The organism is Sulfitobacter maritimus (genome assembly GCF_013346665.1).
Classification (GTDB): domain Bacteria; phylum Pseudomonadota; class Alphaproteobacteria; order Rhodobacterales; family Rhodobacteraceae; genus Sulfitobacter; species Sulfitobacter maritimus.
Map to the genome: position 1 here is coordinate 99,313 of NZ_JABVBB010000032.1, position 21,525 is coordinate 120,837.

Here is a 21,525-nt window from a genome sequence, read left to right on the forward strand (position 1 = left end):
ACCCGGGGCGGTTCTACTTGCCGCTTTGATCTTATCGTGAAGCCCTTTCATTCTCCTTTGACCTCTTCAAAAACCAGCTCAGGCACAACGACCTCCCAGCTCGCGCGTTTAAGCAGGTGATGAAAACGCTCGCCTGCGTCTTCTTTGCGCCAATGTATAATGGCCGCGATCTCGCCGGTGACAAATTTCGTGCCGACCGGTGGCGCGAATGCTTTGGACATCCGCCCGAGGGGCCGCCCTTGAACATCCTCGATCTGCCAGCGATCTCCGATACTAGAGAGCCTGATTGGCGCGCCGACCTGTGCTTGGGCGATTGCACTATGAACAGCATGCCGATCACCTTGGCGCCCTGCGAATGAGAGGTCGACCATCTTCATTTCAGGCGATTGAAAGAAGCGGCGTGGGCCGGGTACTGACGCCAAGTCAGGCACGACCTGCCGCGTGATCACGGAAGGCGACACAGTGGGAAGATATTCATGATTGTCGTTGCTCATAACGATCAAATTACGCCGCGCACGGGTCATAGCGACATAAAACAAGCGCCTCGGCGCGTCTTGATCTTCGTTTCGTGAGGGTCGCTCCCAGCCGCCATCCATGATCACGACATCATCAAATTCGAGGCCTTTGGCGCGGTGCGCGGTCAACAACTTGAGTCCGCGTTGCTCGCCCCATGAATCCTTCGACCATTCGGCAAACCATTCAATAACATCAGGTGTCGGAAGCGCCTTACCGTCAATTTCACGCGCAAGTTGGCCGAGGCCCTCGCCAATTCGGTCGGTCCAACGACTTAAAGGTATTGCGTTCAGCGTTTCGGTGAGATCCCTTACGCCGGCCCTCGCCACACGCCTTTCGCGCAAACTGTCTATAAACATCCGCATCTCGCGGGTGCGCCACAGACCTGGCAGGTTCTCGTTCGCCATTTCGACGGGAATTCCATGCGCCTCCGCGAAGTCGCGGACCGGGAGAAGTCTGCGCCAATCACGCGAGATGATAGCCGCCCCCTTCCAACTCCAATCTGGAATCAGTTTTGAAAGACGGATCATCTCGCTGATTGCCGCAAGGGCCTGAAAATCGTTCCCAGCCGGACAGCCAAGAATTTGGACCCGCCCCTGCGCCACCGGGTCGAGGCTTTCCATGATACCCCCAGCCGGGTCCTTTTGCCGCGATTGATCGACGGCGATCTTATGCCCTGTTTTCATACGTTCCCGAGACCCGTCGATCACCGCATTTGCTGCGCTGATGATGTTTTTCGAAGATCGATAATTGTCCGTCAGAAAAACCGGCTTGGCCGAATAGTCTTGCTCAAATTGCCGAATGTGGCGCACCGAGGCACCGGCAAACGCATAGATATTCTGGTCGTCATCGCCGACAGCGAAGAGGCTGATCCGTTGATCAGGATCATCAATGCTGCGACCGGCCACTGCCGCGATCAAAGCGTATTCCTCGGGGCCTACGTCTTGATATTCATCGACGAGAATCCAGCGGAACCCCTGGATCAAGGTCTCCCGCAGGGCCTCGGCTTCGACCTTGTCCAACCCATCCCCACGCAAGAGACGTGTCGCGTCGGTCAGAAGCGTCCCAAAATCGGGATCATCCTGCCCGGCCCGTCCGACGAAACTTGCGCCCACCAGCCGCATGGCCAAGGCGTGAATGGTCAAGACTGTCACAAAGCGAGCATCGTCGCCGATCAGTCGACGCAAGCGTTCCCGTATCTCGGAGGCAGCGTGGCGATTGTAAGCAAGTATCAAAATGCCGTTTGGATCTTCACGCTTGATCCGAACCAGATAGGCGACGCGATGGACCAGCACACGTGTCTTACCTGAGCCCGGCCCCGCAAGCACAAGCACATTGGTCTGCTCGCGGTCATCACGCACGATCTGCTCTTGTGTCGAATTTCCCAACTCGCTCACGATCTCGGCATAGGACTGGGGCGTGGCCTGCCGCCTGAACTCCGACATCCGCCCCGGCATCCAGGCTTTCATAAAGTCGGCCTGATCGAGAGAGAAATAGTCATGGGCCAAACGCTGAGCGGTACCAATATCATCCATTCCCTTAGCCGCATACGCCGCCATCACGTGGGTCTGGACGGTTTGTTCGCTGTAATGGTCTTCAAGCGGCGCGAAATGTTGGGTGGTGAAGCCACCCCCCTTCGAATTGATGTGCAGCGTCATGGCCGAACGGAACACCGACAGCCCCTTGCCCAGTGTGACGACTTGCTGCTCGTGCAGCCACAACAGCGCCCGATCCATAAGCTTCGACGGATCATTGACAGACGCGCGCAACAGCGCGTCGCTGTTGATCGCCGCAAGGAAATCACCAAGCGTAGTCTCAACGGCGATATCTTTACCTTTTACGCCCGCCTGAACCTTGTCGATCAGGTATGAAACCAACCTTTCCGCGGCCTGTCGGCGAAGTTGGGCGGTCTGCTCGATCACGGACCACGACCGCTGCATTCGAACCAGAAGGCTGCCCTTGGATACCTTGCGCAACCCGATATTGCCCCTGCCGCCATCCATGTCGCGCCCATCCTGCGCAATCCCACGGAGTAGGCCCTCAACGATGTCGGGCCGAACAGAGGCGTGTCCCTCTTCTCGTAAAGCCTGCGCCACCGAGGCCAGATGGCAAGGCCAAGCCTCGTTGATCTCCGCGTCCGGGGCTTGCTCTCGCAGGATCGCAATCAGGTCGGCTTCTAGGCGGGACGCCGCTTCGAACCGTTTCGGTGACGCATTCTCAATACGAACATGGACGAAGATGGTGATGTTCGTATCATCCTTTGCGATCCCCAGAGCTTCAAGATCTGCCAAAGCCTTGCGCACGCCCGACACCGTGAGGCCACTCACGCCGCACAGCTCGTCCGTGGTGATGCCATCTTCCTGCGGCGCGTTGATGATGTGTTGCACAATGGCCGCCAGATCCGTGCGGCGCCGTTCGGTAAGTTCGGCGGCTGCAAGAATTTCGCGGACCTCCTTCATGCTTTTCACCCGCAGCGACGCGGGGAACACCTGCACCCGGTTTTCTTCGCGGTTCAGAAGGTGCGCTTCTTCCAACCAAGAGACCGCAGTCTTCACACGCGTATCGTCGGTATTGCTGTCCCGCTGGAAATCGCGATCTTTTTCTTCGTGAACAATTTCCCCAGGCGTCGCAACGATCTCACCGCCTTTGCCAGTCCGAGAATCAAGGCGTCGCAGCGCCTTTAGGATCGCGGCGATCTCATGCCGTGCAAGGCGCGACCGCGCACTTAAGCTAAACTGCCGATCAACGTCTTTGGTGTCGAACAAGAGAATGCAATTTGCCGGTTCACGATCCCGACCGGCGCGCCCCGCTTCTTGCAGATAATTTTCTAGCGATCCCGGCACGTCGCCGTGAACCACCAAACGGATGTCCGGCTTATCCACCCCCATGCCAAAAGCATTGGTGGCGGCAATCACGCGCAGATTGCCCACGCGAAAGTTCTCTTGAATTTCTTGTTTGTCCTCAGCGCTCAGGCCTGCATGATATCGCTCAGCTGCAATGCCCTGTTGCTTTAGAAACTCTGCCACACGCTCTGTGGCGCTTCGAGTCGCGCAATAGACCACTGCACCTGAGGCTCCCTCGCGCGGAAGTTTGGACTCGATCGTATCGAGGATATCCGCCATCTTGGTTGCCCGCTGGGTTGGCAGCACCGCGAAGCTCAGATTTGAACGAGAGGCGCCACCGTCTATCAACGTCAATTCAGCGCCCAATCGCTCCTCGAAATGACTGCAAATATCCTCTACCACGTCTGGTTTTGCTGTCGCAGTCAAACAAAGCACAGGAGCCGGTTCGTCGCCGGAGCTTTCCTTAATAAAGCGCGAAACGTAACGATAGTCAGGCCGGAAATCGTGCCCCCATTTAGACACGCAATGCGCCTCGTCCAGCACCCACAGGCCCACCTCGCGCTGCGACAGAACCGACCGAACCGTTGTGCTGCGCAATTGTTCGGGCGAAATGAGCAAGATGGCAGCGTCACCAAGCCGCACCTTATCGAGCGCAGCCTGACGCTCCGGCAACGACAAAAGGCCATTGATGGTGACCGCCGAAGAAATTCCTGCCCGTACCAAACCCTGGACCTGGTCTGCCATCAGGGCCACAAGCGGCGATATGACCACTGTCAAAGCCCCGGTCTTGTCGAACCGAGACAGCGCGGGGATCTGATAACAGATGGATTTGCCCGTGCCCGTCGGCAATATGCCCAACAGATGGTCGCCCTCCATAGCCGTGGCAACGATTTTTTCCTGAAGGGGACGTCCGTTTTCATCAGCTGGTTCAGGACGGAAACTTGCAAAGCCAAACCATCGTTCGAGGGCCCGGGTGGGATCATTATGCTCTGCGCAATAGGCACAGTGCGGATCACGACAATTCGTGTCTCTCAAGTCTCTGACGAGCCGTGCTGCGTCGCGGAATTGCGCCCGCACCCAAGGCGGCATAACAGAATCCCCACCCGCGACCGAAATCCAAGCAAGGGCATATGCCATCGGCCAGCCCAGCCCAGTGTCCGAGAGCCGGTCGAGCACAGCGTCCACCTGCGCACCGCATGCTGCCTCTTGCAACAACATCTGAATAGCTCTGTGCGCTTCCGCCTCAGTAGGGATGGATGCTCCGCGCAGATCGCTGAACAATCGATCGAACCCGCTGCTACCAGGACCCCGACAGCAAAGCCAATGATAGGCTATCATCGTCTCTGGCGACGACGCGTTCAGCGATACGAAGGCCTCAATTTGGTTGCGTAAGACCGCAAACACAAGACGCGCATCGAACTCAGGGTCGTTGACGTGTCCACTTTGAAGCCGCCCATCGTGGTAGTGTTTGACCAGCTTGTGATAAGGGTTGTTCGGGAAAGCCAAGGGGTTAAGCCATAGGGTATCGATCGGGCCTTCCGCGTACTTCGCAAAGCGCGGCGACACCGCCATAAGATGCGGCAGGTCGTGGCGCAGAATATTATGGCCAATGACACGCGCGAAACCCGCGCAGTATAAGTCAAGCTTTTTAAGCGCGGCCTTCAAATCACCTTTCCGATGGACAATCCCCTCTCCTCCACCTTCCGGCACGGCAGCGAAGGCGAATATTCGGGCTCCTTTAGGATCGACCTCCAAGTCAATCGACAAGCAGTGCGACAAGATCTCGAAAGGGTCCTGCGGCGTGTGAATACCGATATCGCCCCCCGCATCAGCCTTTGATGCCTCAGGCCGCTGTGGCCGAGCACGGGCAAAGGCTTTCGATATACCTCGTGAAATTAAATTTTTCATACTCGCAAGTTAGTGCTACTTTTAAGGAGCGGAACCATCGGAAGACATTTGACCAGAGATGTTCACACGATGCTATGTCATAATTCCTAGGTGTGGCCAGTTGCTCTTAACTTCGGACATGGTGTCATGAGAATTTCCAGACCACCGGTTGCACAATCGCTTTCCACTACTCACCTCAAAGAAAACCCTCATCGCTGAAGGTACTTTTAGCTACTGTTTTCCAGCTTTGAACGCCCTATGGAAAAAGGGCTGCTTCGATTTCTCGAAGCAGCCCTACCGATTGTCTACCGGTTTCTTCCATTGCCATTTTCGATGGCTATTTAGGTAAACTCTACCACCATTATTTCAATCCACGTGCCCGAAGGCACGAAAGTTCGTCGTTCAAGCGCATTTTAATCCACGTGCCCGAAGTCACGAATTTGACCTTCACAACCTGTTGCCGCTCCAGTCGATAAGAAACTACGTCTTAGGATCTCACGCTTCAAGAGCCGCCACGATTTTTTTTAGAAAACTGCTCTGAGCCGCTCGAAGATGCGCCCCGACGGTAGGTTAGTCTATCAGCTGGCGACCAGAGGTGTTTGGAACCAAGGCAGAGGCGTCGTTCTGATCATGGCGCACCACTCCCTTGACACCCGATGTGCCAAAAGTGGACTGCATGGCCTTGACGGGGCGCCTACCAAAAAGATGAGCGCCAAGGGAAATCGTCCCCGGTCTGACAATCCTCAGCCCCCCCCCCACCGACCCGCAACAGCACGCCCCTCAGCGTGCAATGCGCATTGCGTCCCGCTCTGTTCCCCTAGCGATCTGATCGCGATACCAGTTGGGCTGCCGCCCCTTACCGGTCCATGTCTGTCTGGTATTTTCCGGGTTGGCAAAAACCGGCTTTGAAGGCTTTCTTGCCGTCTTTTTCTTCTGTTTCGGTTTTGCACCTTCCGCTTCAGATATGTCGTCCAAAGAGAACCCATACTCAGCAACAGCTCGAGCAGCTGCTTTTTTCGCTTCTCGATGATCTCGCGCCGTAGCCGCGGCCAAAGCCTTTTTTACGTCTTTCAAGAGCTTTTCCAGCTCCTTGCGTGACATTGTTTTCAGTTCATCTTTTGCAAACATGTAAGTTTCCCCATTTTCGGTGTGCTGGCGCGATCAGTCAGAGCGCTTGTCAAACATTCTATCCAACCCAGCAACACCGTGTAATGATAAAGGCTTAGAGCGCCCATAACATCTTGTGGTTGTGAATTACCTAAACGCCAAAGAGATGACTAATATCAATATGTAGCTTGGGCGTATCTTAGAGGCGGTATTATTCTGCTCTATAAGGGCCATAGTAGATATATATTGACTTGGAAAATGAGACAGATGACTCTGATATTTACAGCTCACCTTGGTCGAAGGAGTCTTTTTTATGTTCCGCCAGAATGCATGGCTTGCTCGTATTTTCCTAGCCGCTTTGCCAGTCAGCGCTATGGCTGACCCTTTGCCGCCGGGCGCCAGAACCCCCGCGCCTCAGCAAATCATGGCCGCCTATATGGGAAAAACGGCGATATGGACGGAAAATTGCGAAGGGGGCATCTATTTTGGCCCCAATAATCAAGCGCGGGCTTGGTGCGCTCAAAACAACACAAGCTTAGGGGCGGGAAAGTGGAGCGTCGATGCCTATGGACGCATGTGTCACGAACTCACATGGTACTGGCCGAACAACGGGCGAGCGGGCCGCTCCGCCGGCGAAAGCAGCTGTATTCAGCATGTCGTAGACCGCTTTGACCGTGTTTGGCGCAACTATCCTGGGCAAACCGATTGGTGGCCTGTCAAAGGCGATCCGAACTTGGTCCGCGGCTATACGTTCAGAGACGAGATCAGTGCAACGCAGAGAAAGCTCGGCATATGAAGCTCTCTCGTATACTTCGGGTCAAATGCCAACTTGGATAAGATGACCCGGCAAAAAGCTGATGACCCTGCTGGCATCATGCAAGCTTCCATTCCTTCAAAGCGTCCATATCGAAAATTGGGCATGAGGCACGGATTTTCATCCGCCCTTATGCGCGTGGAAAACGCTTGGGGGGGGAAAGACCGCGCATTAGAATGATCTGATTGAAGCTAATATATGAACGGCTACAGCCGAAGCTGTAGCCGTTACTGGGACGGCCAAGGGCTGTAGGATCCAAGGCCGCGTTTCAAAATGTTCGGCGGCAGGGAACTTGTCAATGATTCTCCATCTTCCGCGAATCAACTTGGCTGGCGCCTCTCTCCTTCATCACCAGTCCACTCCAAAGTGAGCCAACGTTTTCCGAGAAGAAACAGTAGCACAATCTTAGATTGCAAATTGGGCCTAAATTGTGCAATTGGGTGACTTGTTCCTGCCTCAATTTATACTGGTAGCTGCATAGATGTTGCGGCTACGCGGGCCATTCGGTCCGGAACCCCCAGTCGCCTACCAGTGATATTTGAGTGATCCATCCAGGCCCGACGGCCCCATTCCAACAGGAGCGGGATCAGCTCCTTAGGCAGGTCGCTCCTCATTGGAAGGCTTCATTCGGTTCTTTGCCTCACGCGCTTCTATGCGGGGGAGCGGAAGATGCGAATGTTCAAATCAAGCCATTGGAAAGAACCAGCCAAGAAGAGCGCAAAGAGGCAGCGTGGATACCATGAGCCTCGCATCAACCGAGGTCTGGCTGACCGCGTTTTTCTGGATCCCAGCCGCAAGAGAAAATCTCGCGTTCTCCTATCCGCCAGCACAGTTGCGATTGGGGTAGTTGCTTGGCTGATGCTCTTTGCCATGACCGTGGGCTCGGATGGGGGGCTGGAAGCCGCTTTGCCCGAACCCATCGGCGCGTTGAAAGGACGCACCACGGCATCAGACCCCCGTGCCTTTTCCTTGCGCCAAACAGATCAGAACCCCAATCTTGCGCCGATCGATCTTCACGCTCAGCAGGAAGCGCAGAAGTACCAGTGCTCTACAACTGGTAAGGAAGAAGGGTCACCTTCAGCGCCCAATCAAACGCAGAAAGTATTTGCAGTTGTACCTGCCGACCTTCCTTGGGCAGCCAAGTCCCTCGACGAAAGCTGTGGTACTCTCCATGTGGTTCTGCCCACATGGTTTCATCTGACAACCACAAAGGGCAGGGTCGAAGTGCGCGGCGTCACTGAAGAAACCCGCGATTCTCTGTGGGAATATGCGGCTCAGAACCCGTCCCTGAAAGTGATGCCCATACTTCAGATCGATCCGGCGACTTCGCGGCTTCTGACCACTGAGGGTGGACCTGAGACGGTCACAACAGCGCTTGGGAATTTTTTCAGCCTACAGCCAGCAGAAAACCCTGTGGAGGGTTTCTGCCTAGATGCAAGGCCGCTTACCTCTCTGCGAGAGAATGTATTCAGCACGCTCAGCCGCCAAGTCACCACAGACTTGAACGAACGAGAGCTGGCATCCTGCGTGAAGCTGCCCAGTAGTGCGTCCGATAGCCTGCTGGTCATTGCCAACCGCTTTTTTGATACCGTGATCGTTAATGGCTATCAGGAGTATTGGCTCGGATCTGCGCCCCAGCCCCTTGCCGACAAACATTGGTTTGATCGCCATATCGCATCGCTTCAAAGACACGTCGCGCCCGGCAAGCTTGTTATTGAGCTTGGCACGCATGCTGTCGATTGGATCTCTGGGCGCCCGCGCCCAGAGATCCAATCCTTCGCCAAGATAATGACTGCGCTTGCTGATCAAGAGAAGCAGCCGGAGTTTGCCGCTGCAGTAGGTAATACGCGCGCGAGCTATGTAGACGGCCAAGGCCGCCAGCACCGGACGTGGATGCTGGAGGCCGCTTCTGCGCATAACCAAATTCTGAACTTGCAGGACCGTGGGGTAACCGCATTTGGTCTTAGCGGGCTAGGCTATGAAGATCCGGGAATATGGGCGGTCATCGACCAAACCACACGAGGGCGCGGCCTTGAGCGCGAGAGCCTCCAAAATATCGTTTTGTCGAACTACGTGGAGCTTCTGGGGGACGGGCCCTTTGTGGCACCGGTCTCGATGCCCCAAGTGGGAAAGCGCCTGATAGAATTCACCGATACCGGCAAGATTTCGGCGGTCTCCTATGAGGCGCTTCCGCGAGCCAGTATCGTTCAACTCTATGGGGGAGGGGCGCCCAACCAAGTTGTTCTGACTTTTGATGATGGGCCGCATCCAAAGCATACACCCGCCGCCCTGGACATTTTGAAAGAGACCCAGACGCCGGGATCTTTCTTCGTTCTGGGCAACAGCGCAGTAGCTGCGCCGGATTTGGTTACGCGCATTCTGACAGAGGGGCATGAACTGGGCTCTCACACTTACTCACACCCGAACATGGGAAAGGTCTCGGCAGCCCGCGCGAAGGTAGAGATCAACTCTACACAGCTGCTGCTCAACGGCATAACAGGCAAAAACATGCGGCTTTACCGTGAGCCTTACATGCGCAGCGGAGGGCCGATAACCTCCAAAGAAGTCGCTTCTCTCATGCCTTTGGAGAAAGCAGGATACATTATCGCGGGCATGGATATCGTCCCCCGCGATTGGATCACGCAAACTGCCGATGAGCTTGCCGATGAGATCATCCGACAGGTGGAGATCAATGCCGGCGGTGTTGTTCTGTTGCATGACGGAGGAGGGGACCAAAGCCAGACCGTGGCGGCCCTACCGCGGGTGATCTCCGAACTCCGCGAACAGGGATATACATTCACCACTTTGGGAGAGCTCTTGGGTGCGCCGCCGGACCTGCTCATGCCCGAAGGGAGTCGCGTAACATCGACCTTCGGCAACATGTCTTTTCTGGCGATCGGAAGCAGTTGGTCTCTTCTAAAAATCGCGTTCTGGTCTGTCTTCGCCATCGGGATTTTCCGCTCGGTGGGTCTTTTGCTGCTGGCCACAAAGCGCAAACGCCATGTTACGTCTCCGACAAAAGACACGCCTTCCGTCACGATTGTCATACCTGCATACAACGAAGGGAAGGTCATCGAAAAATGTATCCGGGAGGCCCTCTACTCCGACTACCCCGACTTCGACATTATCGTTGTAGATGATGGTTCGACCGACAACACTTACGAGAAGGCGATCAGTTTCGCGCATCATCCGCTCGTGACCGTTCTGAGACAGCCCAATCGGGGCAAAGCCGCCGCGCTCAACGCAGCACTCAATGAATCCCAATGCGAGGTTTTGATCTGCATTGACGCGGATTCACAGATCGCACCTGATGCCGTCGGGCTGTTGGCAACCCATTTCGATGACCCTCAAGTGGGCGCTGTGGCCGGACGGGTCGTGGTCGGCAACCGCGGCAATCTCCTCACGCGCCTGCAGGCACTGGAGTATATCACGGCGCAAGCTGTCGAGCGCCGCGCCAAGGAATATCTCAATGCCATCACGGTTGTGCCCGGAGCGATTGGTGCATGGCGCGCCACGGCACTTATGGAAGCTGGCATTTTTTCTACCGAAACGCTGACCGAAGATGCCGATATGACAATGGCAATGCTGCGATCAGATTATCAGGTCATTTATGAAGACCGCGCTGTGGCCCTTACGGAAGCCCCCACACCCCTCAGGGCTTTGATGACCCAACGTCTGCGTTGGTCCCTGGGCATGATGCAGGCGGGTTGGAAACACCTAGGTGCCATAGGAGAACGCCGCAGCTTGGGTCTCGTGGCGCTTCCGGATTTGGCGATCTTCGGCTACCTGATGCCCTTCATCGCACCTCTGGCAGACCTGTTTCTCATACTTCTCCTTGTAGAGTTTTTCATGACCTTTGGAGCCACAGAACAGGATTACGCAGATCTTCTGACCAACCCATTGCTGATTGCATATCTTGCTTTGCCAGCGCTGGAAATTTTGAGCGCCGTTATCGCGTTTCGGTTCGACCCCAAGGAAGACCGAAGCTTGCTGCTTTTGCTCCCCTTGCAACGCGTTTATTATCGTCAGGTTCTCTATATTTGCGTGATCCAAGCCGTCTGGCGGGCGGCAACAGGATCCTTGGCCTCTTGGGGCCGCATGACCCGTGTGGGATACAGATTTGAGCAGGCGAAGCTGACGTGATCGCGCGACGAACATTCCTCAAGTGGGGCACAGCCGCTCCCATCGCTTTGGCTTTCCCAACAACTGGAGTCGCATCCAGTACGACGGTTCAAAATACACTTGTCGTGCTAGATGACCTGTCCCCGGGCACTGATCTCGCCCGAACCGCCATTGTTCTCGACGCACTGATGCGCAAAGGCCTGCCAGTGACCTGTGTGGTCGATCCGACACTTTTGGGGCAGAGCGCGCTGGAGACCGCCAACAGCACGCTATCAGCCGCGCTTCGGGGGCACCTTGAACGCACTCCTGGTCTGATCGAAGTTGTACCGCTTGTCCCAAACCTTGGACGCATGACGCCGTATTTTCAGGCCCGTGCAGCCTATGAGGCGGGGCGCTCGTTGCAGGAGGCTCTAGGTGGTAGCCTAGCAGGGGAACCCTTTGGGGCGGCTAGTCAAACCATTGCCTGCAACCTGGTCGATAGCCCCCTTGCGCCATCGGGCGTGCGGGCGGCGGGCATCCGAAATGTCCTAATGCGCCCTCCCAGGAGCACGGAGGTCAGACCTGAGGCTTGGAAAGACGGCGTGGCCAGAATGGTGGGCGGCCAAAGAGTGCAGCTACAGCAGGCGTCTAACCTCTACAGTCTTTCTCAGCCTCAATCTGTGGAACGCGTATACTATTTGTCTGCACGGGACTTCTCGGCAATTCCCATGGCGGCCCTTGAGGCGGCCGCCACAGCATTCGCATCACAAGCGCTCAGCCAAACGGGAGATCACTGGGTCAGCCCAATCCTTGCCTCCGACATCCAGTTCCGCGACGCCTACGCCTACCGACGAAACGTCGGGCTGCATTTTGTCCTGCCCCAAAATATCCGCGACCCAGACCGCAAAGTCCTAGCGACCTTTCGACAAGAGCTCATGGCTGAAGGAAAGCCCTCGAGCTTTGGCTTTGAGACCTCTTCAAGTCCTGCCGCCGGCTACTGGATCACTTTGCAAGAAACCTCCTCTTCAAGCGACCCTATCGACATCTTCAGACATACGCAGAAAACACCACCCACTCCCCCAAGCTCCGCTCCTGAGGGGGGCTACGGGATTGGCATAAAACTTGGGACCGCTCGTGAAGCCGGATTGACTGCGCAGAACATCCTGAACTTACCAGCAATCCCCATCCAAGATGCCCGCGACCTAAGAACCCCCTTAGGAGCAGCGGCCGGTACAGGGGACTGCGTTCTCGTCATTTCAGCAGATCTTGTGCAAAACCGAGCCCATCGGATTGCGCTGAAAAATGCCCTTGGTGAGATTGAGACGGATGGGATCTCCAATTTTGTGGCGCTTCCGGCCTATGTCAGGCGTATCGTGCCAACCGGCCCTTACATCACCCATCACCGCAGAACCCAGTCCTTCAATCTGCAAGTCACTGAAGCTTCGGGACAGCGAAGTGAGGAAGCACGCGCACAATTGCTGGCGGATGCCAAGGTGGCCTGGTCTTATTTCGAGAAATGGACCAACCCCCAAACTGGTCTTTGCCCTGCCACAGCGAGTTTTGCCCCTGGTCAGCGCAGGCTCCATGAGGCGGTCACGATGTGGGATGTAGGAAGCCACATCTTCGCGTTGATGGCTGCCGTCGACTTGGGCCTGATCACGCCCAAGAAGTTCCAAAGATCTATCAGGCGTATCCTGCCCAATCTGGCGGGGCGCCGCTCCCAAGGCCGACTTTTACCCCAAGGCTGGATCGCCACAGATAAGATCAAATGGGGAAATCGCAACTTTGATGGCTGTGATGCAGGCCGTCTCTTATCCGCTTTGTACAACCTCGAGATCCATCCCCTAGTGAAGGATCGCGCAGCATCGACGGTGGAGAGATGGGACCTACGGGACATCGTAAAAGATGGCATTGTCTACTCCGTCGAAAACGGCCAATTGGAAACCACCTTCCGATCACATTGCGCGCATTATGCCGCTTGGGCGTTTCGAACCTGGGGCATCGAAGTAAAATCACCCTATGAGGTTTTTCAGGGCCGAAGCCCCTCCGATGGTCAGATGGCACTGCTCGAAGTTTGTGGGCATATTGGCCCCCTTGGCGCGGAGCCCCTTCTAACGGAAGCGCTTGAGTTCGGTATGTCGCCGGAGTCGGCTTATCTCGCGGATGTGCTCTTTGCCGCTCAGCTCGACGAGTATAGAGAAACCGGACGGATGATCGCTGTGTCTGAGACACCGATCAACAGTGACCCCTGGTTTGTCTATCAAGGTCTTCAATTCGATGTCGCCGAAAGGGTTTGGGCCACCGACACCGTAGCCGGTTTGGATGCACATCGAACCGAAGAATTTCGAGAAGAGCACCTTTCGATCAGCTCTAAAGCAGCCTATCTGTGGGCATCTTACAGGGACCACCCATTCTGCGACAAGTTGCTATCCTTGGTGCGCGATAAGTCCAAAACGCCTTATGGCTTTGCTTCCAGCATCAATCAAAGAACAGGGGCTGCCAGCAAGACATATAGCGATATCAACACCAATGCCATCATCCTTCAATCCATCGCAGCGATGCTGAAGGCCGAGGCCTGACCCGAACACCGAAACAAAACTGCTGCAAGCTGAACCATCAAAATTCGCATACTGTGTTCCTTCAGCGGCCTGCTGAACAGTGTCCGACTGTCCCGCACGGATCTCGCTTCGCTATGCGAAGGCTCCGCTTAGCCTGCGCCACCCGCGGAGTGACGCCAACTGTTGGGACACTGCTCACAATATTACGCCACACATTAAAGGTTGAGAGCAGGTCGACATCAAGACTATAGCCCGCAAAAGCAAAAATCGTTGGAAGGGCATGACGCCGAGCGCGCCTCTAGGCCATCTCAAGGCCAAACACGACGCCAGCGGGGCAGGCCATCCTGCCGCACCTGTTTGGAAGTTTCTGTCGAGGTCCTTCGGGAAAAAGGCCTAATACTGCTTATGGAGCCCCATCATGGATCGTCGTTTGGACATTCAAGGCCTACGTGGCATTGCCGTAATTGCGGTGATCTTGTTCCACTTCGATATTCCGCCCATCTCAGGTGGCTTCATTGGGGTTGATATTTTCTTTGTGATCAGCGGTTACCTGATGACCGGGATCATTTTAGGTCAAATACAAGACGGTAGATTCGCCTATAGGGATTTCTGCATTCGGCGCATCAAGCGGTTGTTTCCGGCGCTTTTTGCCACAGCTGTCGGAGTGTTCCTTGCCGGGCTTACTCTATTCGCAGCGTTTGATTTTGAGCGGCTTTCAGCGGTGAGCATCCTTGCCCCCTTGGGGCTTTCAAACTTCTATTTTTGGGCTGAAGCAGGATATTTTGACGCGGACGCCATTCGCAAGCCGTTGCTGCACACATGGTCTTTAGCTGTAGAGATCCAGTTTTACCTGATCTGGCCTGTCTTGATGGTGTTGGGGGCGCGCCTTGGCCGTCTGGGTCCCGTTCTTTTGATTGTCGCGGTTGCCATATTGTCGTGCTTTGCAAGTCTTTGGTTCATGGGTGTCTCCCCGGTATCGGCGTTCTTCCTGATGCCGCTGCGCGGGTATGAATTCTGCTTAGGGGGCATGGCCTTTCTGGGGCAACCCTATGTGCCCAGATCAGCTTTGCTCAAGCACAGCTTATACGCGCTAGCCTTGGCGGTGGTGGTGGTCTGCTTTGTTGCCTATAATAAGCTGACGCCTTTCCCTGGCGTTGCTGCCTTGCCCGTTGTGCTGGCAACAGGGGTATTGCTCTGGGTAGGTACCGCGTCTTTTCTGTCTAAGGCCGTTTCCAACCGGGTGCTCTGTGCCTTGGGCGATGTCAGTTATTCTGCATATCTGGTGCATTGGCCGATTGTTGTCTTTGGTTTTTACATTCTTCAACGCCCGCCTGAACCTGCGGAAACGGCAGGATTACTGGCACTGGTCGCTCTTGGGACCGCCGCGCTATTCTTCATCGTAGAACAACCTTTGCGACGCGGTACACATGTCTTTTTGACCGCATGGCGGGCTTCAATTGCGGTGGTTATGGTCGCCTTTGCTCTGCCTTTGCATGCCTGGGGCACCGGTGGGTGGCCCGGACGCGGGCCTGATGCACTCTATTCGTTGAATACACTGGACATGGAAGCTATGGAGAAATTCTTGTGGCCGTATTTCCTAAATTTACAACGCCAACAGGACTATGCGGATGATCCACAGAACATACGGCCTAACGTGTTGATAATCGGAGACTCCCAAGCCGCCGATTACGTAAATGTTCTGGCCGCGCTGGATGCTGAAAAGACCGTTGACCTGATTACACGTTCTGTTTGGACCACTTGCAACATCCCATATCTGGCAGGGGGTATGTTGAAGACCTTCCTGGAGGAGGATAATCCTTATTCAATCAAAGACCCCAATTTGCTAACAAAGTGCCCCGAGATGATGGATCTTGCCACGTCCGGCCCTGCATTTGAGAAGGCGGATGCGATTGTGTTGGCCTTTGCATGGCGTGATGTATCACTAGCGGTGATGTCTGCCTCGTTTCAACAGTTGGCCGCCCGCACCGATGCGCAGATTTACGCGGTCAGCAACAAGACGTTCAAGCGTAGCCCCGTGCAACTCGCAAACCAGTTGGGCACTACCCAAGGCTTGAGTGGTTATGCCTATAAGAATATCCGTTCGTGGACACCGCCAACCAATGCTGTGATCGCTGCAGAACCTGAAGTCGAGATGATTGATATTCTGTCTATGCTTTGCGCTCAAAATGCGTGTCATATGCTGAACGATAAGGGCCGCCCCTTGCTCTGGGACGAGACCCACTTCACACAATGGGGTGTAGAGTTTGTGGCCGACAAAGGCGGGCAGGCCGGATTGATGCCATTTGTGAAGTAAGGGTTCTATTCTTCTCATGTCCCGTGCATATCGGTGACGCCGCCTGTAATCCCCACCTCCACACCCGCCGGAAACGGAATCATCGCCAATCCACCACTACCCGAAACCGGGCAAGCTCTCCGGCATCAAATGTGGTTGGCGAGACGACGCACTGTCCGTTCGGAAGGGCCGCCTCAACCCGACAGTCCGGAAGCAGTCTGGCCTTGATCGGATTAGCCTGCGATGTGAAAGGTTCCTTCGTCACTTGCCGTTACTATACTGCCGCCAAGTAGTCAGTAGTGACCCGGAAACACCATGCCGCCGCGCCATGGCTATCACTTGACGGTGGGCATTAAGCTTTCCTTCACATTGCACAGTTTGCACCATCGGGCCAATGCCGGCGACGACCAGTATCGGCGGCAGAAGTGACTTCGCCTTGAGGGGGGCTTATGTAGTCGGACGGACCATCGAATCGAGGCTGAAGGCAATCGCCGGATGTTGGCGAGACACTCACTCTTTTGGCATTTGAAATTGAGCGCCCTCGAACGGGTCTTTGTCCGAAAGCACCCTCATAACGAGAGCCAGATCATCTTGAAGTGCCATGGATCAACCTACAGGTGCGCACCGCCTTATTTATGCCTCGAAATCACCAAGCTTCCAGCCGCTCTAGCCGTATTCAGGCCATAGACGGAAAGTATCAATAGCTTCAGACGGTCATAACGAAAGGAATAGGCCAATGAAGTTTGCTCTAAAACTAAAGCGGTTTGCCCGCGACGAAGACGGTGCGGTTACAGTTGATTGGGTTGTGCTGACAGCCGCAGTGGTCGGCCTGGCAGTTGCAGTATTTTCCTCCATCGACACCTCTGCTACAGCGTTGAAAGAACAAATCGTATCGGACCTCAATAGTGTGAAAAAAGATACTAAGTAGGTCTTGTACTACTCTCGTAAGGATCAGGGCATGTTTCTCTCATACTAGGACGCAATTCCCTCCAAGGAGCGTCCCGTGCCCTGAAAGGCTACGCTATTCGGTTAGCGTAGCCTTTTTACGTTTAGTACGGGGTGTAGCAGAGCAGATCGCGAGCGGGATGGCCTCATGCTGGCGGCCTAAAGCGTTGTGGGGAGCTATCTGCGTAAGTATTCGGCGTGGTCAGCGGCATGGCACCGGTACATTTCGATGGGTTCTCGCAAGTTTTCGATGCCGAGTAGAGTGAATACAATGTTATTTTCGTTGTCGGGACTTTGAGGCCATCCTTAAATCCATGTGGTCTGGGCGCGATGGGGCCTCCGCTTTGGATCTTGCTCTACCTCCAAGAGGTTCTTCCAGCATCCACGAAGATCCTTGAAAGTTGTCACTCAGCACGCAAGGGATCCAAGATGCTATTGGCAGTAGTTGTCAAAGCGGGAACAATTTTTGTGGCTATCTGGTCTGGCTGCCAATTGAGTCTCGAAACCGAACACTGGACCGCAGCTACTGCGTATCCAGCTTGGTTGCGTATCGGGGCCGCAATACTGATTTCATTTACCATAGCTTGATCATAGGTAATCGAATATCCATCGCGGGCAGCCGAAGCGACGTCTTCAGCGATCCGGGTACGATCCAGGATCGTGGCCGGAGTGGCTGCGCGTAAAGGCCAATCTTGCAGAGCGCTGTCACGAGCATCTTTCTCCCACGTAGCCAACATCGCTCGGCCAGACGCTGTCCCGAGCGCGGGCAGCTTACTTCCAGCAATAGTTGCAGGAAATCTGGACTTCGTCGTCGGCAGGCGAAATACGTAAATAACATGAGCCTGCGTTAGGCGAGCCAGATTGACCGTTTCGCCTAATTCTCTCGACAAATCGATAAGTTTAGGCATTGCCAGAGCGACAAGGGGATCAGACCAGTAATAGGCGTTTGCGAGCTCAAGCCAGGCGAGGGACGGTCTAAAGCGTCGGCTTAACTCATCCTTATACAAAAAGCCCTCAAGGTAGAGTGTGTTTGCCAATCGCTGGACAGAGTTCTTATCGAGACCAGTTTTACGGACAAGTTCACTAAGCGCCAATTCAGTTTCACTCGAATCGAACGCGCGCAAGATCTTGAGGCCCTTAGCGAGAGACCCAACGAAGAGTGAGCTTGGGGGGTTGGGCATGCGCATTCCTAACATTTACGAACCAAGCAGTCGAAAGACTGTTCTTGACAGAAAAGAACAAGCATGGTTGCTTAAAGTTAAATACATTGTATCGAAGTTTAATACGATCGACAAGGCATGAGATTGAGGCTCTGCAAATGGTGTTTGTCCGTTACCGCCAAATGAGCGCACCGCATCTTTGTCGATCTAAAGAGCTAAAACGAAGGAGTACAATAAATGAATAAGCTGTCTTGCTTTCCCTTGACGTTAGCGATGTGCGCCGGCTTCACCCATATGGCCTATGCCGAAAAAGCTACGGACACTCTGAATGTCTCAATTGCTAAGTCTTTGGAAAGCCTAGACAGTTACTACAGCAACTCTCGCGAAGGCATGGTCATGAGCCGCGCGATTTGGGACAATCTGTTGTACCGCGATCCAGTCACAAACGAGTATACAGGAAACCTTGCGACAGACTGGCGGTGGATCGATGAAAAAACACTAGAGATCGACCTCCGTGAGGGCGTTGTGTTCCACAATGGTGAGACATTCGACGCCGACGATGTCGTGTTTACGATCAATTACGTTACGAACCCTGAAAACGGTGTTTTGTCGCAAAGCAACGTGAACTGGATGGAGGGCGCGGAGAAACTTGATCAGTATACTGTACGTATCAATCTAAACAAAACCTTCCCCGCGGCCCTTGAGTATCTTTCCGGCGCAGTCGCCATCTACCCAAATGAGTATTATTCACGAGTTGGCTCTGAGGGGATGAATGCCGAGCCCGTAGGAACCGGGCCATACCGAGTAAAAATGTCGGACCCAGGAAAAAGGTTTGTACTGGAGGCCTTCGAAGAACGCTTTGAAAGTCCAAAAAGAAACGCTCAGATCCAGACAATAGACGTTAGGGTGATACCTGATGTGAACGGCCAGCTTGCCGAGTTGTTTACAGGAAAACTCGATCTTGCGTGGCAGATCCCCACCGATATGGCAGAGCAGATGTCTGGTCGAGATGGGTTCGTGGTGAAAAATGAAAGCACTATGAGAGTAGCCTATCTTCCCATGGATGCAGCTGGGAGAACAGGTGCTGATAACCCGTTTACAAAGCTCAAGGTGCGCCAGGCCGTAAATCACGCCATCGACAGGCAAGCAATTGTGGATAATTTACTTAAGGGCGAATCCAAAGTCATTTGGACAGCCTGCTTCCCGAGCCAGTTCGGCTGCACAGAGGATGTAAAAACCTACCCCTACGACCCAGACAAAGCCAAGGAGCTGCTGGCCGAAGCGGGCTATCCGGACGGTTTTACTACAGACTTCTACGCTTATCGCGACCGTGAATATGCTGAAGCGATAACCAGTTATTTGAATGCTGTGGGTATCAAGACGAATTTCCGAATGCTGCAGTACTCCGCCCTTAGGGATTTGAATAGTTCGGGAGAGGTTCCGATCGGCTCGCTTACGTGGGGTTCGTCATCAATCAATGACGCCTCTGCGATGGTGAGCCATTTCTTCAAGCATGGAGGGCAAGATGATGCACGAGATGGTGCTGTTCTAGCCGCTTTGGAAGTCGCAGACAGTTCAACAGACCCCGCAGAACGCGAAAAGAATTATACAGAAGCGCTCAAGATTATTGCGGAGAAAGCCTACTGGGCTCCGCTATTCTCGTACAATACGAACTATATCATGACAGAAGAAGTTTCATACACACCGACGCCTGACGAAGTCTTGCGCTTCAACGAGGTTAGCTGGAATTAATTCATCTTTGCGCCTTAAGGAGATACCTGTCTCCTTAAGGCATTAATATCACTGCATGACCAAGGTTTTCATGTTTGATCAACGGCCTGATACGCATGCGGCAATCTTATATGATCCCTGATCAAGAAATAAGAAAATAAACCGACTATTGAGGTATCGATGTCTTCTTCCCTTACTATAGATAGTGCAGAGATTCGACTGATTGAGCTACCACTGCTCAATCCGTTCACGATCTCAAGCGGAACAATGTATAATAAAGTTTTTCCGTTACTTACACTACGCAGTGGCCATCTCGAAGGCTACGGTGAAGGGGTCATGGACCTTCTTCCGAATTATTTGGAAGACACTATCCCCGGCGCTTTAGATTTGGCTGAGAAAGCAATTCTTCCGAAAGCTATGGGAAAGAGCTTCGACAATCCAGCAATGTTTGCGGAGATGCTAGAACCCTGGCGCGGGCATTGGATGACAAAAGCCATGTTCGAAACGGCTTTTTGGGATCTTTGGGCGAAATCCCTGCAGCTACCTTTGAGCACACTTCTAGGAGGGCTCAGGCGGTCTGTGCCAGTGGGAGTGTCTCTTGGGATTGATGAAATCAATGCGACTGTTGAAAAGGCGAAAGCGCATGTCGCTCAAGGGTATCAGCGTATCAAACTAAAAATTAAGCCGGGCCATGACTTGGGTCTCGTTCGTGCTGTAAGGAAAGCGCTACCCGATACCCCCCTGACGGTTGACGCAAATACTGCCTATTCTCTCTCCGACATGAACCTGATGTATGCCCTTGATGAACTGAACTTAGACTACATCGAGCAGCCGCTCGCATATGATGATCTGCACGATCATGCCGCCCTACAAGCCAGATTGAGAACCGCTATCTGCCTAGATGAAAGCATCCGATCGGCAAAGGATGCACGGAAGGCCCTCGAAACAGACGCAGCGAGGGTTATCAACATCAAGGTAGGACGTGTTGGAGGCTTCAGTGAGGCCCTACGGATACATGATATTGCCGCTGCGTTTGACGTACCGGTCTGGTGTGGCGGCATGTTAGAGGCGGGTGTGGGCCGCGCCCACAACATTCATTTGGCAAGCCTCCCAAATTTCTCTCTTCCTGGCGATACTTCCAGCTCGAGCCGCTATTTCAAGACGGACATCGTTAACGAGCCGTTAGAAACTGAAAATGGCGTGATGCCCGTGCCGTCAGGCCCTGGAATTGGTGTGACACTCAACCGAGAATTCCTGAGCGCTTCAACCTCTTGGTCTATAGAGCGCTGACTGGAAGCTGCGCACGCAGCGCGGTGATATCTGATAGACCGTTTTTGGTCATGGTTGCTCTCCTCGGACAAAAGTCGCACACCAAACCTTAGCGGAAGAACAACCATGGCCGCCAAGCGACTTGCACGGGCCTCGCTTCGCTATGCGAAGGCTCCGCTCAGCCCGCGCTACCAGCGGGAGTTACACCAACTGTCGGGGCACTGCTCAGACCACAGGTGTATCTGTCCAAACCTAACGCGTTACCGGCCAGCTCCCAAGGCTAACGCGAGCGCGAGGCAAAGGC

The 21,525-nt window shown here is 54.3% G+C and carries 10 protein-coding genes; 7 read left to right on the top strand and 3 right to left on the bottom strand.

Features of this window, described 5'->3' with window-relative positions:
- Nucleotides 1-47: 47 nt before the first annotated feature.
- Both HTT03_RS09735 and HTT03_RS09740 read right to left on the bottom strand, forming a co-directional pair.
- Nucleotides 48-5,264, bottom strand: a complete 5,217-nt coding sequence (locus HTT03_RS09735) for a RecQ family ATP-dependent DNA helicase (RefSeq protein WP_246253304.1) — start codon at nt 5,262-5,264, stop codon at nt 48-50.
- 759 nt (nt 5,265-6,023) lie between these two features.
- Nucleotides 6,024-6,371, bottom strand: coding sequence for an H-NS histone family protein (locus HTT03_RS09740; protein WP_174857903.1), 348 nt, complete (start codon nt 6,369-6,371; stop codon nt 6,024-6,026).
- Nucleotides 6,372-6,663: 292 nt separating this feature from the next.
- On the opposite strand from HTT03_RS09740, the gene HTT03_RS09745 reads away from it, so the two are divergent.
- The 5 genes from HTT03_RS09745 to HTT03_RS09765 all read left to right on the top strand — a co-directional run bounded on the left by HTT03_RS09745 (nt 6,664) and on the right by HTT03_RS09765 (nt 17,044).
- Nucleotides 6,664-7,146: a DUF995 domain-containing protein gene (locus HTT03_RS09745; protein ID WP_174857904.1), complete on the top strand. Its 483-nt coding sequence runs from the start codon at nt 6,664-6,666 to the stop codon at nt 7,144-7,146.
- An 888-nt stretch (nt 7,147-8,034) separates the two neighbouring features.
- The gene (locus HTT03_RS09750; protein WP_174857905.1) at nt 8,035-11,307 is read left to right on the top strand and encodes a trifunctional glycoside hydrolase family 18/polysaccharide deacetylase/glycosyltransferase family 2 protein; all 3,273 of its coding nucleotides are present in this window, start codon (nt 8,035-8,037) and stop codon (nt 11,305-11,307) included.
- A gap of 569 nt (nt 11,308-11,876) precedes the next feature.
- Nucleotides 11,877-13,844 (top strand): DUF3131 domain-containing protein, encoded by a 1,968-nt coding sequence (locus HTT03_RS09755; protein WP_246253307.1) that lies wholly within the window; start codon nt 11,877-11,879, stop codon nt 13,842-13,844.
- Between the two features lie 397 nt (nt 13,845-14,241).
- Complete coding sequence (locus HTT03_RS09760; protein WP_174857907.1) at nt 14,242-16,137, top strand: acyltransferase family protein; 1,896 nt, start codon at nt 14,242-14,244, stop codon at nt 16,135-16,137.
- A gap of 715 nt (nt 16,138-16,852) precedes the next feature.
- On the top strand, nt 16,853-17,044 hold the full coding sequence (locus HTT03_RS09765; RefSeq protein ID WP_174857908.1) for a hypothetical protein: 192 nt from the start codon (nt 16,853-16,855) through the stop codon (nt 17,042-17,044).
- Between the two features lie 421 nt (nt 17,045-17,465).
- Here the strand turns inward: HTT03_RS09765 and HTT03_RS09770 are convergent, their stop codons facing one another.
- The gene (locus tag HTT03_RS09770) at nt 17,466-18,257 is read right to left on the bottom strand and encodes an IclR family transcriptional regulator (protein ID WP_343035580.1); all 792 of its coding nucleotides are present in this window, start codon (nt 18,255-18,257) and stop codon (nt 17,466-17,468) included.
- A gap of 201 nt (nt 18,258-18,458) precedes the next feature.
- On the opposite strand from HTT03_RS09770, the gene HTT03_RS09775 reads away from it, so the two are divergent.
- Together HTT03_RS09775 and menC are read left to right on the top strand one after the other, a co-directional pair.
- Entirely contained in the window at nt 18,459-19,973 is a 1,515-nt protein-coding gene (locus HTT03_RS09775; protein ID WP_174857910.1) for an ABC transporter substrate-binding protein, read from the top strand.
- Nucleotides 19,974-20,132: 159 nt separating this feature from the next.
- Nucleotides 20,133-21,242 (top strand): o-succinylbenzoate synthase, encoded by a 1,110-nt coding sequence (gene menC / locus HTT03_RS09780; RefSeq protein WP_174857911.1) that lies wholly within the window; start codon nt 20,133-20,135, stop codon nt 21,240-21,242.
- Nucleotides 21,243-21,525 lie beyond the last annotated feature (283 nt).

Excerpts from the sequence above, each read along its gene's own strand:
- HTT03_RS09735 (WP_246253304.1), bottom strand. The coding sequence starts at position 5,264 with ATGAAAAATTTAATTTCACGAGGTATATCGAAAGCCTTTGCCCGTGCT.
- HTT03_RS09740 (WP_174857903.1), bottom strand. The coding sequence starts at position 6,371 with ATGTTTGCAAAAGATGAACTGAAAACAATGTCACGCAAGGAGCTGGAA.
- HTT03_RS09745 (WP_174857904.1), top strand. The coding sequence starts at position 6,664 with ATGTTCCGCCAGAATGCATGGCTTGCTCGTATTTTCCTAGCCGCTTTG.
- HTT03_RS09750 (WP_174857905.1), top strand. The coding sequence starts at position 8,035 with ATGACCGTGGGCTCGGATGGGGGGCTGGAAGCCGCTTTGCCCGAACCC.
- HTT03_RS09755 (WP_246253307.1), top strand. The coding sequence starts at position 11,877 with ATGGTGGGCGGCCAAAGAGTGCAGCTACAGCAGGCGTCTAACCTCTAC.
- HTT03_RS09760 (WP_174857907.1), top strand. The coding sequence starts at position 14,242 with ATGGATCGTCGTTTGGACATTCAAGGCCTACGTGGCATTGCCGTAATT.
- HTT03_RS09765 (WP_174857908.1), top strand. The coding sequence starts at position 16,853 with ATGAAGTTTGCTCTAAAACTAAAGCGGTTTGCCCGCGACGAAGACGGT.
- HTT03_RS09770 (WP_343035580.1), bottom strand. The coding sequence starts at position 18,257 with ATGTTAGGAATGCGCATGCCCAACCCCCCAAGCTCACTCTTCGTTGGG.
- HTT03_RS09775 (WP_174857910.1), top strand. The coding sequence starts at position 18,459 with ATGAATAAGCTGTCTTGCTTTCCCTTGACGTTAGCGATGTGCGCCGGC.
- menC (WP_174857911.1), top strand. The coding sequence starts at position 20,133 with ATGTCTTCTTCCCTTACTATAGATAGTGCAGAGATTCGACTGATTGAG.